The 11,755-nt window shown below is 71.7% G+C and carries 10 protein-coding genes; 4 read left to right on the top strand and 6 right to left on the bottom strand.

Features of this window, described 5'->3' with window-relative positions:
* Positions 1-179 precede the first annotated feature (179 nt).
* From ABH937_RS21505 to ABH937_RS21480, 6 genes are all read right to left on the bottom strand, one after another.
* On the bottom strand, positions 180-1,145 hold the full coding sequence (locus ABH937_RS21505; protein WP_280690536.1) for a sugar kinase: 966 nt from the start codon (positions 1,143-1,145) through the stop codon (positions 180-182).
* Entirely contained in the window at positions 1,142-1,768 is a 627-nt protein-coding gene (locus ABH937_RS21500) for a bifunctional 4-hydroxy-2-oxoglutarate aldolase/2-dehydro-3-deoxy-phosphogluconate aldolase (protein WP_280690537.1), read from the bottom strand. The genes ABH937_RS21505 and ABH937_RS21500 overlap by 4 nt, the downstream gene beginning before the upstream one ends.
* Positions 1,769-1,794: 26 nt before the next feature.
* On the bottom strand, positions 1,795-2,625 hold the full coding sequence (locus tag ABH937_RS21495) for a hypothetical protein (RefSeq protein ID WP_280690538.1): 831 nt from the start codon (positions 2,623-2,625) through the stop codon (positions 1,795-1,797).
* Between the two features lie 8 nt (positions 2,626-2,633).
* Positions 2,634-3,779 (bottom strand): galactonate dehydratase, encoded by a 1,146-nt coding sequence (gene dgoD / locus ABH937_RS21490; protein WP_280690539.1) that lies wholly within the window; start codon positions 3,777-3,779, stop codon positions 2,634-2,636.
* Positions 3,776-4,492 carry a FadR/GntR family transcriptional regulator gene (locus ABH937_RS21485; RefSeq protein WP_280690540.1) on the bottom strand — a complete coding sequence of 239 codons (717 nt, stop codon included), beginning with the start codon at positions 4,490-4,492 and terminating at the stop codon, positions 3,776-3,778. The genes dgoD and ABH937_RS21485 overlap by 4 nt, the downstream gene beginning before the upstream one ends.
* Positions 4,493-4,553: 61 nt before the next feature.
* Positions 4,554-5,321, bottom strand: a complete 768-nt coding sequence (locus ABH937_RS21480; protein ID WP_280690541.1) for an SDR family oxidoreductase — start codon at positions 5,319-5,321, stop codon at positions 4,554-4,556.
* A gap of 178 nt (positions 5,322-5,499) precedes the next feature.
* Between ABH937_RS21480 and ABH937_RS21475 the strand changes: the two genes are divergently transcribed.
* The 4 genes from ABH937_RS21475 to ABH937_RS21460 all read left to right on the top strand — a co-directional run bounded on the left by ABH937_RS21475 (position 5,500) and on the right by ABH937_RS21460 (position 11,639).
* Positions 5,500-6,546 (top strand): substrate-binding domain-containing protein, encoded by a 1,047-nt coding sequence (locus ABH937_RS21475; protein WP_370219126.1) that lies wholly within the window; start codon positions 5,500-5,502, stop codon positions 6,544-6,546.
* Between the two features lie 4 nt (positions 6,547-6,550).
* Positions 6,551-8,146, top strand: a complete 1,596-nt coding sequence (locus ABH937_RS21470) for a sugar ABC transporter ATP-binding protein (RefSeq protein ID WP_370219125.1) — start codon at positions 6,551-6,553, stop codon at positions 8,144-8,146.
* The gene (locus tag ABH937_RS21465) at positions 8,143-9,192 is read left to right on the top strand and encodes an ABC transporter permease (protein WP_370219124.1); all 1,050 of its coding nucleotides are present in this window, start codon (positions 8,143-8,145) and stop codon (positions 9,190-9,192) included. The genes ABH937_RS21470 and ABH937_RS21465 overlap by 4 nt, the downstream gene beginning before the upstream one ends.
* Positions 9,193-9,320: 128 nt before the next feature.
* Positions 9,321-11,639, top strand: a complete 2,319-nt coding sequence (locus ABH937_RS21460; RefSeq protein ID WP_370219123.1) for a hypothetical protein — start codon at positions 9,321-9,323, stop codon at positions 11,637-11,639.
* Positions 11,640-11,755: the final 116 nt, after the last annotated feature.

Genomic DNA, 11,755 nt, shown 5'->3' with positions numbered 1-11,755 from the left:
ACAGCCCGCAAGACAGGCACGACGAAGCCAGCAGCGAAGAAGACGAAGAAGTCCAACACCCCTCGCCCCCGCCGCACAGGTTAAAGATCAAGCTAGGGCCTGTCGTCAAACTCCCGTCGTCGCCCGAAGGGCGGCCCGTGCCAGGCGTCGCGGGGCAGACGGGAGTTTGACGATAGGCCCTAGCGAAGGGTGGTGCCGGCGGGCTGGTCGAGGAGGGCGAGGTCGCGGCGGGTGGGCAGGCCTTCCCAGTCGCCGCGGGTGGTGACGGCGAAGGCGCCGGTGGTGGTGGCCCGGTGCAGGCGGCCTTCGACGTCGAGCCCGTCGAGCAGGCCGGAGAGGTAGCCCGCGACGAACGCGTCGCCGGCGCCGACGACATCGACCACAGGCACCTTGCGGGCGAGGGTGCTGACGGTGCCGTGGGCGATGGTGGCGCTCGCCCCGTCGCCGCCGCGGGTGATCACCACCTCGCGGCGTCCCTGGGCGATCAGCGCGGCGACCGCGGCGGGCTCGGGCAGGTCCGGGTCCTCGGCGACCAGGTGCAGTTCGTCGGCGGAGGCGACCAGCACATCAGCGGTCCGCGCCAGCGGCAGCAGGACCTTCCTCGCCTCGGCCGGCGACCACAGGCGGGCGCGGTAGTTGACGTCGAGGCAGACGGTGATGCCGAGTTCGCCGGCTCTGACGGCTGCCACGCGGACGGCCTCGGCCGCGCCGGCGCTCAGGGCGGGGGTGATCCCGGTCAGGTGGAGGATGCGGACGCCGCGGTTGAGGGCGGGCAGGACGTCTGCGGCCCGCAGGGCCGATCCGGCCGATCCCGCGCGGTAGTAGGCGACGCTGACCAGGTCGGCGATCCGGTCCTCACGGGCCAGCAGGCCGGTGGGCCGGCCGTCGGCGTCGAGGCGGGTGTGGCTGACGTCGACCTGTTCCGCGCGCAGGGTGCGCAGGACGAGGGCGCCGAACTCGTCGTCGCCGACGCGTCCGACCCAGCCGGCCCGGTGGCCGAGCCTGGCCAGACCGATCGCGACGTTGGCCTCGGCGCCGGCGACGGAGAGCTGCATCGGTGCTCCGAGCCTGACCGGGCCGGTGGCGCGCAGGGCGGCCATCGTCTCCCCGACGGTCACGACATCGAGCGGTGCCAGACCGGTCATGCCGCGATCTCCTCGGTTAGGGCGGTGCGCCAGCGGGCGACGCGCTCGCGCAGTGCGTCCAGGTCTCCACCGCCGGCGGCGTCGCCGACCAGCGGTGAGCCCACGCCGACGGCGACGGCGCCGGCGGCGAGGTAGGCGCGGGCCAAGGCGGCGTCGAGGCCGCCGACGGGCACGAACGGGACGGCGGGGAAGGGGTCGCGCAGAGCCTTCAGGTAGCCGGGTCCGCCGAGCGAGGCGGGGAAGAGCTTGACGGCGAGGGCTCCGCACTCGTTCGCTGCGATCACCTCACTGGGTGTCAGCGCACCTATCAGCATGGGTAGTTCGAAAGCGGTGCGTCGGCGCAGGTCTTCGCCGAGGCCCGGAGTGACGAGGAAGCTCGCCCCGGCGTCGGCGGCGCGGGCGGCGTCCTCGCCGGTCAGCACGGTGCCGGCGCCGAGGGTGGCCTGGGGGCCCAGTTCGCGGCGGGCCTGCTCGATCACCCAGAGGGCGTCGGGGGTGGTCAGGGACACCTCGGTGGCGGTGATGCCCTCCTCGGCGAGGGTGAGGACGGTGTGCAGCGCCGCGTGGCGGTCGGTGCCGCGCACGATGGCCAGTGTCCGGTACGGCAGTTCGGTCAGGTTCACGGAGAGGCCTTGTCGGTCAGGTCGGTTCAGGTGGTGCGGGTGCTGGTCGCGGTGATGTCGAGCTGCCAGCGCAGCGTGCCGCCGGCCGGGACCGTCGCGGCCTCGCCGGGCCCGGCCTCGGCGAGGTCGAAGACGGACCCGAGCATCGGCTCGACCCCGATGCTGCGGTAGGGGGCCGAGGCGGGGAAGCCGCGCAGGTTGCGCCACAGGGCGATGGAGACGGGGATGTCGGCGTCGGCGTGCAGGGCGAAGGTGAGCGTGTCGGGGCCGTCGGTGACCGTCACGCTCGCGCAGTCGGTGAGGACCGCGCCGACGGCGGTGCCGTCGTCGGGGCCCAGGCGGTCGAGCGGCAGGCCGTGGGGCGTGGGCCATGGTCCGGTGATGTGGTGGGCGCCGGGCGGCCAGGGCTCTTCCAGTAGCGCGGCCGCCTCGGGGAAGAGCCGGGCCGAGGTGGCGTCGGGCGCGGACAGCTTGGCGCCCGGAGTGACGTCCAGGAGCGCGTGGGCCGCCCAGAGCAGGCGGTAGCCCGGGTCGGCGTGCAGCTCGTAGCTGGCGCGCAGCGCGGCCGGCGTGTGCTCGATGCGTCGGCGCAGCACGAAGTCGGGGCAGCGCAGGGTGTCGGTGTCACCGTCGCGCTGCCAGGGCCGGGACCAGGCGTCGCCGTGGTCGGGGGTGCCGCGCACGGTCGGGATGCACTCCTCCAGACCGCCCGCGTCGACGAAGGCGTCGCCAGGGCGGACGGTGTCGCGGGCCGGGTCCGGGCGGTGCCAGAGCCACTCGCGGTCGCCGGCTCGCAGGGAGGTCCACCGGCCGCCGTGGGCCGGGTCGGTGCGGACGGCGAGCGGGAGGTCGGTCATCGTTCGGGTCACCATTCCGCGAACGACCCGTCCTGGTGGTGCCAGACGGGGTTGCGCCAGCGGTGGCCGCTCTCGGCGGCGCGGCGCACGGCGGCCTCGTCGATCTCGATGCCCAGGCCGGGGCCGGTGGGCCGGGCGGCGTGGCCGTCGGTGAAACGGAACGGCTCGGGGTCCAGCAGGTAGTCCAGCAGGTCGTTGCCCTGGTTGTAGTGGATGCCCAGGCTCTGCTCCTGGATGAGGAAGTTCGGTATGGCGAAGGCCAGTTGGAGGCTGGCCGCGAGAGCGATCGGGCCGAGCGGGCAGTGCGGGGCCATCACCACGTCGTGGACCTCGGCGAGCGCCGCGATGCGCCGGACCTCGGAGATGCCGCCGGCGTGCGAGACGTCGGGCTGGGCGACGGCGATGCCGGTGGCGAGCACGTCGCGGAAGTCGAAGCGGGAGTAGAGCCGCTCGCCCACGGCCAACGGTACGGAGGTCGAGTCCACGAGGTGGCGCAGGTCGCGGGAGTGTTCGGGTAGGACGGGCTCTTCGACGAACATCGGGTGCAGCGGTTCCAGCAGCGGCAGAAGCCGGCGGGACATGGCCGTGGACATCCGGCCGTGGAAGTCGATGGCCACGTCGCGTTCGTCGCCGAGGACTTCGCGGACGGCGGCGACGCGGTCGATGACGGCCTGGGTCTGGGCGGGGGTGTCGATCGGGCGCAGCTGCGCGGAGCCGTTCATCTTGACGGCGGTGAAGCCGGCGTCGACCTGGGCCTGGGCGAGTTCGGCGACGTCGGCGGGGCGGTCGCCGCCGATCCAGGCGTACATCCGCACGCGGTCGCGGACGTGGCCGCCGAGCAGTTGGTGGACCGGGACGCCGTGGGCCTTGCCGGCGATGTCCCACAGCGCCTGGTCGATGCCGGCGACCGCGCTGGAAAGGACCGGGCCGCCGCGGTAGAAGCCGCCCTTGGTGAGGATCTGCCAGTGGTGCTCGATGCGCAGCGGGTCCTCGCCGACCAGGTGGTCGGCGAGTTCCCGGACGGCCGCCTGGACGGTTTCGGCGCGGCCTTCGACGACGGGTTCACCCCAGCCGGTGATGCCCTCGTCGGTGGCGATGCGCAGGAACAGCCAGCGCGGTGCCACGAGGAAGGTCTCCAGTGATGTGATCTTCATCCGGTCTCCCCCGGGTTGCTGTCGTCAATGAGGTCGCGGAGGTCGGCGGCGGCCTGGGCGAGCAGGTCCTGGACGGCGCGGGCGGCGACCTCCGGCTCCCGGGCGCGCACGGCGTCCAGGACGGCCCGGTGGGCGGGGACGGCATCGGCCCAGTGGTCGGCGCCGTGCACGATGTGGTCGCGCACCCGCAGGCCCGCCTCGATCACGACCTCCATCCGGGTGAGGAGTTCGTTGTGGGCGGCGGCCAACAGCGCACGGTGGAACGCCAGGTCGGCCTCGACCACGGCATCGGCGTCGCTGCCCGCGGCCGCCATCCGTTCGAGCGCGTCGGAGAGCGCGGCGAGGTCGGCGTCGTCGCGGCGCTCGGCGGCCAGCCGGGCCCCGGCCGGTTCGACGATGCTGCGGACCTCGCCGAGGTTGTCGAGGAAGGTCTCGTCGGGGATGCCCAGGCCCTGCCAGCGCAGCAGGTCGCTGTCCAGCAGGTTCCAGTCGGCGCGCGGGCGGACGAAGGTGCCGCGCTTCTGGCGGGAGTCGATCAGCCCCTTGGACGCCAGGACCCGCAGCGCCTCGCGCACGACGGTCTTGCTGACGCCGAGTTCCCGCTCGAGCTGGTCGGGGTAGAGCGAGGCGCCAGGAGCGTACGTGCCTCGGACGATCTGGGCGCCGATGACCTCGACGGCTTGCCCGTGCAGTCCTCGTACTGGCTGGTTCATGGCGCCTGACCCTCCGTCGGCCGACGCGGGCCGGCAGCCCGCGCATCGATCTTGCACATGTTCACGAGGAAGCTTTGACGACGGACCAGCCGCCGTCCACCACCAGGTTCACACCCGTGACGTAGGAGGCGTCCGAGGAGGCGAGGAATGCCACGGCCGCCGCGACCTCCTCGGGCCGGCCGAAGCGCTTGGCGACGGTCTCGGCAACACTGTCGGCCCGCCCGGCCTCGTCCACCCGGTCCCAGGCCGCCGTCATGATCGGCCCGGGCACGACGGTGTTGACGCGGACCTGCGGGCCGTACTCGACAGCGAGTTGACGGCCCATCGCGCACAGGGCGCCCTTGGCCGCGGCGTACGCGGGGTGGCCCGGCAGGCCGATCAGCGCGTGCACCGAGGAGGTGAGCACCACCGCGCCCTCGCTGTCCCGCAAGGTCCCGGCGAAGGCGCGGACCGCCAGCCAGGAGGCCTTGAGTGTGACGGCCAGCTGGGTGTCCCACTCGCCCTCGGTCAGCTCGTGGGCGGGTTTGACGACGACGGCGTAGGCGTTGCTGTGCAGCACGTCCAGGCGCCCGTAGCGGCTGCGCACATGCGCGGCCAGCTCGTCCCACATCGCGGCGGAGGTCACGTCGCCGTGCCGGTACTCGGCCCGGCCGCCCTCGCCGGCGATCGCCTCGACCACCGCCTGACCGGCCGTGTCGGCGATGTCGACGGCGACGACGGACGCACCCTCGGCGGCCAGCCGCCGCGCGGTGGCGGCACCGATACCGCTGGCGGCACCGGTGATCAGGGCGACACGGCCCTGGAATCTTCGACAGGTCTGCTCAGTCACATCGCCACCGTAGCGCTTGTGATTAATTATGCAAATATCTTGACAGTGCTGGTTGCCTGGTCCCAGGATTCGAGCCCAGGACGACAGGCGAGACGCCGAGCGGGGCGGAGGCCGTCGCAGTTCCCGGACCACCCACCTCTTCTTCACTCCCGAAGAATCCCCCTTCTTGGAGTTCGACATGTTCACTGCACGCACCCGTGGCGCTGCCGCTGTCCTGGGCGCAGCCGTCGTCCTCGGTCTGACGGCGTGTTCGACCGGTCAGACCTCCGGTGCCGCCGGCGCGGCGTCGGTCGCTCCGGTCAGCGGGAAGATCTCCCTCACCTACCTGCAGAAGCAGGGCGACCAGCAGTACTTCATCGATGAGGCCAACGGCGCGAAGGCGAAGGCCGCCGCTCTGGGCATCGACCTGAAGGTGGTCAACCTGGGTAACGACGCCAACCAGACCGTCAGCGACATCCAGTCCGCGATCGCGCAGAAGAGCAACGGCCTGATCGTCGTCGTCCCCGACCCGGCGGTGGGTCCGCAGGTCGTGCAGATGGCCAAGGACGCCAAGGTCGCGCTGCTCACCTCCGACGACCAGGTCTGCGCCAACGGCCCGACCCCGGCCAGCTGTGCCCTGGCCGACATGGTCCCGCGGATCGGCTTCTCCGGGCAGCAGATGGGCGCCGAGGTCGGCAAGCGCGCCGCCGAGGAGTTCAAGAAGGCCGGTTGGAACGCCACCGACACCCGGATCATCTCGGCCTGGCAGCAGGACGTCACGGTCTGCGGTGACCGCGTGAAGGCCGCCAAGGACGCCTTCGCCGGCGGCGCCGGCGCCGGCGTGCAGAACATCGACGTGGCCACCGACAACACCCCGACCGGCGCCCAGGACAAGGTCGCCGCGACCCTGACCGCCAACCCGGGCGTCAAGCACTGGATCGTCTGGGGCTGCAACGACGAGAACGTGCAGGGCGGCGTGACGGCCCTGCAGAACGCGGGCGTCACCCCCGACAACATCGACGGTGTCGGCCTCGGCGCCTATCTCGCCTGCAAGGACTGGGGTGCCGGCACGCCCTCCGGCATGAAGGCCTCCCTGTTCATCAACGGAAGCGACATCGGCGCGCTCGCCGTCCAGACGATGTACGACAAGCTCAAGAACGGCAAGCCCTTCCCGCAGGAGGCCTTCGCCCCCACCACCATGGTCGACGCCACCACCTGGCAGTCCGCCGGCGTGAAGTGCAGCTGAGCGGATGACCATTCCCACCGCAGCGGCGTCCGGGGCCGGGCTGGCGGCCGAAGCGATCACCAAGCGGTTCGGCCCCGTCCAGGCTCTGCGAGACGTCACCCTGCACTTCCCGCCCGGTCAGGTCACCGCCCTGATGGGCGAGAACGGCGCCGGGAAGTCCACCCTCCTGCGCATTCTCACGGGCGACCACCAGCCCACCGAGGGCCGCGTCCTGCTGGACGGCCAGGTCCTGGACCTCAACGCACCGACCGACGCGCGACGGGCCGGAATCCGCATCATCCCGCAGGAGCCGGAGATCATCCCGCACGTCTCGGTCGCCGAGAACGTCTACGCCGGCTCCCTGCCCCGGCGTGCGGGCCGACGACTCGACCGGAGCGAACTGCGCCGCCGGATCACTGCCGACCTCGAACGCCTCGGCTTCGACAAGGTCCTCGACCCCGAGTTGCTCGGCTCCCAACTCACCGCCGCACAGCGGCAGCTGGTGGAGATCCTGCGCGCGCTGACCGGCGACACCGCGCCGCGGGCCATCGCCTTCGACGAGCCCACCTCCTCGCTGTCCGACCACGAGGTCGACGCCCTGTTCGCCCTCATCGGCCGGCTGCGCGACGCGGGCATCGCCGTCATCTACGTGTCCCACCGCATGAAGGAGATCTTCCGGCTCGCCGACCGGATCGCCGTCCTGCGCGACGGCACCGTCGCCGGCACCGTCGATGCCAGGTCCACCGACGAGGGCGAACTCGTGCGCCTGATGGTCGGCCGCGACCTGTCCACTCTCTTCGCACGCCAGCACGTCGCCACCGACCGCGTCGTCCTCCAGGTCGACAACCTCACCACCGACGATGTCCACGACGTGAGTCTGGAGGTGAGAGCCGGCGAGGTCGTCGCCCTGGCCGGACTCATCGGCGCCGGACGCTCCGAACTCGCCCTCGCGCTGGCCGGCGACACACCCGTGCGCTCGGGAACCATCCGCGTCGACGGGAGCGTTGTGCGCCTGCGCGGACCACGCGACGCGATCCGCTGCGGCATCGGCCTCGCCCCCGAGGAGCGCAAGGCCCAGGCCCTGTTCCTCCAGCGCACCATCCGGGACAACACCTCGCTGGTGAGCCTCGGCCGGCTGCGCCGCTGGCGGTTCGTCAACCGCGGCCGGGAGAAGGCACTCGCCCAGGACTACGCGAACCGCCTGCGCGTGCGCGCCCCCTCCATCGAGGCCGAGGTCCGGACCCTGTCCGGCGGGAACCAGCAGAAGGTCGTCCTCGCCCGCTGGCTCGCCCGCAAGCCCGCCCTGCTGATCCTCGACGAGCCCACCCGCGGCGTCGACATCGGCGCCAAGGCCGAGATCTACCAGATCATCGCCGACCTGGCCCGAGCGGGCACCGCCATCCTGGTGATCTCCTCCGAGCTCCCCGAGGTCCTCGGCCTCGCCGATCGCGTCCTCGTCATGCAGAACGGCCGCGTCACCGGTCACCTCGACCACACCCAGGCCACCGAAGAGGCGATCCTCGCCCTCGCCATGGCCGACGACCTCACCCCCGACCTTCCGCACGAGACCACCACGGCACCTCGCACCGGAACCGACCCGGCCCCCGGAGGCACCCGATGACGACCGCCCTTTCCGTCGACCGAGAGCCCGGCGACCTCGGTGACCTCGGTGACCGGCCGACGCCGGCCGCCACGGCCCGAACCTGGCTGGCCAGGGCGGGCGGCCAGAACCTGGGTCTGATCGGCGCCCTGGCCCTCGTGCTCACCGTGTTCGGGTCGCTCAACCCCAACTACCTCGGCTGGGACAACATCCAGGTCATCGCCGAAGCCGTCACCATCTCCGGCCTCCTCGCGGTCGTCCAGACCGTCGTGATCATCTGCGGCGCGCTCGACATCTCCGTCGGCTCCCAGGCCGGCCTCGCGTCCGTCACCAGCGCGATGGTCTTCACCGCGACCGGCTCGAACTCCCTGCTCGGGATCGGCGCCGCCATCGCCATCGGTGCCGTGATCGGCGTGCTCAACGGCGCCGTCATCATCTACGGCCGGGTCAACGCGACCATCGCCACCCTGGCGGGCCTGGCGGCCTACAAGGGCATCGCGCAGCTGATCTCCAACGGCTCCGCGCAGGGCTACGTCCTCAACGACAGCCTGTTCGTCTTCCTGAGCCGCGGCAAGATCGCCGGCCTGCCCGTCATGGTCTGGCTGCTGCTCCTCGCCGCAGCAGCCGTCCACGTCCTACTGAAGTACACCGATATCGGCCGCAACATCTTCGCCATCGGCGGCAACGACACCGCCGCCCGGCTGGCCGGCATCAACCTCAACAAGTACCTCATCGCCGTCTACGCACTCAGCGGCATGGTCGCCGCCGCCGCGGGCGTGCTGCTCACCGCCCGCACCGGCTCCGGCCAGCCCGTCTCCGGCAGCGAAGGCCTCGAACTCCAGTCCATCACCGCCGCCGCCCTCGGCGGCTGCGCCCTCAAGGGCGGCAGGGGCGGCATCGGCGGCACCCTGCTCGCCGTCGCCCTGCTCGGCGCCCTCCAGAACGGCCTCACCGTCCAGGGCATCAACGCCTTCTGGCAGAACGTCGCCCAGGGCGCCCTGCTGGTCGCCGCCGTCGTCATCCAGCAGCGCCGCACCGGTGAACGCGCCGTCGGGCTACCCGCGTAAGCAACTCCTGCCAATCCCGCCGATCGCCGGCCCGATCCGGGCTGCACCCCCCCCCCCCTCTCCCACCCCCCAGGGAGCGTGACCGCATGTCCCCTCACCCGCGCACCGCACGCACGGCAAGGGCTGCCTTGAGCCTGGCCGTAGTCGCGGTCTCACTGACGGCGCTGAGCACCGTCTCCGCCCCGCCCGCCGCGGCGATGGTCCCGCCCGGCGTCTTCGGCACCGCGACGGCGCCGATGGGCTGGAACTCGTGGTACTTCTTCAACAACAACTACGACTCGCAGAACATCGCCGACGAGGCCGCCAGCCTCGCCACGCCGAACGCCGATCTTCCGCTCAACGGCTCGGGCGGCCACGAGAGCATGGCCGACCTCGGCTACAAGAACGTCGGCATGGACGGCGGCTGGTGGACCAACGGGTCCGCCGGCCGCGACGCCAACGGGAACATCGTCCCCAACTCGACGTTCCTGTCGGGCTACCGGACCAAGTCGCTCACCCTGTCCAACGGCACCACCGTGCCGTCCGTGACCCTGAACTCCATGAGCGACCTCACCGGCTACATCCACTCGCTCGGGCTGAACGCCGGCATCTACACCGACACCGGGACCACCGGCTGCGGCGGCCAGAACGGCAGCGGCGGCCACGAGGCCGCCGACGTCACGACCTTCGCCACCTGGGGCTTCGACTGGGCCAAGGTCGACCACTGCGGTGGCGTGCCGTCGGCCTACGGCTCGACCATGGCCGACTACGAGGCCTGGGGCAGCCTGATGGCCGGCGCCAGGACCACGGGTGGGTCGTCGCACCCGATGGCCCTGGAGATCTGCGAATGGGGGCAGGGCGGCCCGGACAACCCGTCGGTCTGGGGTGGCGCGGCCGGGCGCACCTGGCGCACCGGACGCGACATCAGCTTCGCGAACGGCTACGGGACCCCGTCCAACGGCGGCTCCTCCTGGATCAACTTCGGCAACGTGCAGAACAACTTCTCGTTGAACGACCACCCCAGCAACGAAGCCGCAGGACAGTACAACGACCCGGACTACCTGCTGATCGGCCCCGGCTTCGGCGACAACCCGACCACCGGTCAGCAGCAGTCCAACGGCGGCGCGCTCTACGGGCTCACCCCCGACGAGCAGCAGTCCTACTTCGGCATGTGGGCCATTCAAGGCGCGCCGCTCGTGCTGTCGACCGACGTCGCGAACCTCACCCCGGCCATCGCCGGCATCATCGGCAACCCAGCCGTCATCGGCGTCGACCAGGACAGCGCCGACCACCAGGGCCAGAAGATCCTCACCAACGGCGCCGTCCAGGTGTGGTCCAAGCAGCTCGCGGCGTCCGGGAGTCGAGCCGTACTGCTGCTGAACACCGGCACCTCGCCCACGACGTACTCGTTCACGACGCAGGGCCTGGATCTGCTGGGCAGCCCGTCGGTGCAGAACCTGTACTCCGGCGCCGGACTGGGCACCTTGAGCCAGACCGGCTCCCTGTCCTTCACCCTGGCAGCCCACCAGTCGGTGATGCTGAAGCTGACCGGCGGCACTGAGCAGCAGCCGGAGACGGTGTTCGCCGCCGGCGGCTCTGGCCTGAACCAGAAGAACTGGAACGGCAGTTCGTGGTCGGCGTGGCAATCCCTGGTGCTGGGCGTCGCCGGCTCCACCGGCCCCGGCTCGATCCAGGGCGACCCGGCGGTGGTGTCCTCGCCGTCCGGCACCGACGTCTTCGTCCGGGGCGGCGACAACGCCCTGTGGGAGGACAGCTACACCGACGGAGCCTGGGGCGCCTGGGTCAGCCTCGGTGGCACTCTGTCGGCCAGCCCGGCCGCGGCAAGCCTGGGGCAGGACCGCATCGACGTGTTCGTCCGCGGCACCGACGGCGCCCTGTACCAGAAGACCTACCAGCAGATCCCCGCCTCCGGTTCGGCCGGCAGCCCGAACGTCGCGTGGACGGCCAACTGGACCAACCTGGGCGGCCCGAACACCGCCACCGGCCCCGGCACGTTCACCGGAACCCCAGCCGCCGTGGCGTCACTGAACCGCGTCGACGTCTTCGTCCGCGGCACTGACAACGCCCTGTGGCAGCGGAGCTACGTCAGCGGTGCGTGGACCGACTGGACGAACCTCGGCGGCACGCTGACGTCGTCCCCCGCCGCGGCCAGCGCCGCCCCCGGCCAGATCGACGTGTTCGCCGCACAGACCAGCGGCACGGTCGGCGAACTCAACTGGACGGCCGGTGGCGGCTGGAGCAGCAGCTGGTACGACCTCGGCGGCCAGGTCATCACCGGCGCGCCGAGTGCGGCCGAGGTCACGGGCCGTGCCAACGTCTACGCCCGCGGCGCCGACGACAGCCTGTGGCAGTGGTACCGCATCGGTGCCGGACCGTCCGGCAGCTGGCAGAAGCTGGACAGCACGCAGGCACTGGCGAGCAGCCCCGCAGCTTCCGGACACGTCTGACATCCCGCCATCCGTCCGCCGCGTCCGGCACCGTCGTCCTGCGGTGCCGGACGCGGCGTCCGCTTCAACTACGCCGACGAAACTCACGATAACCCACCATGATCGCTTGCCATCCA

Source organism: Kitasatospora sp. GAS1066B (genome assembly GCF_041262605.1).
Taxonomy (GTDB): domain Bacteria; phylum Actinomycetota; class Actinomycetes; order Streptomycetales; family Streptomycetaceae; genus Kitasatospora.
Note: the sequence above shows the minus strand (reverse complement) of the source record. Positions and strands in the feature narration are given on the sequence as shown.

Bases quoted from the DNA above. Each gene is read 5' to 3' on its own strand.
- ABH937_RS21475 (WP_370219126.1), top strand. From the start codon at position 5,500: ATGTTCACTGCACGCACCCGTGGCGCTGCCGCTGTCCTGGGCGCAGCC.
- ABH937_RS21470 (WP_370219125.1), top strand. From the start codon at position 6,551: ATGACCATTCCCACCGCAGCGGCGTCCGGGGCCGGGCTGGCGGCCGAA.
- ABH937_RS21495 (WP_280690538.1), bottom strand. From the start codon at position 2,625: ATGACCGACCTCCCGCTCGCCGTCCGCACCGACCCGGCCCACGGCGGC.
- ABH937_RS21485 (WP_280690540.1), bottom strand. From the start codon at position 4,492: ATGAACCAGCCAGTACGAGGACTGCACGGGCAAGCCGTCGAGGTCATC.
- ABH937_RS21505 (WP_280690536.1), bottom strand. From the start codon at position 1,145: ATGACCGGTCTGGCACCGCTCGATGTCGTGACCGTCGGGGAGACGATG.
- dgoD (WP_280690539.1), bottom strand. From the start codon at position 3,779: ATGAAGATCACATCACTGGAGACCTTCCTCGTGGCACCGCGCTGGCTG.
- ABH937_RS21465 (WP_370219124.1), top strand. From the start codon at position 8,143: ATGACGACCGCCCTTTCCGTCGACCGAGAGCCCGGCGACCTCGGTGAC.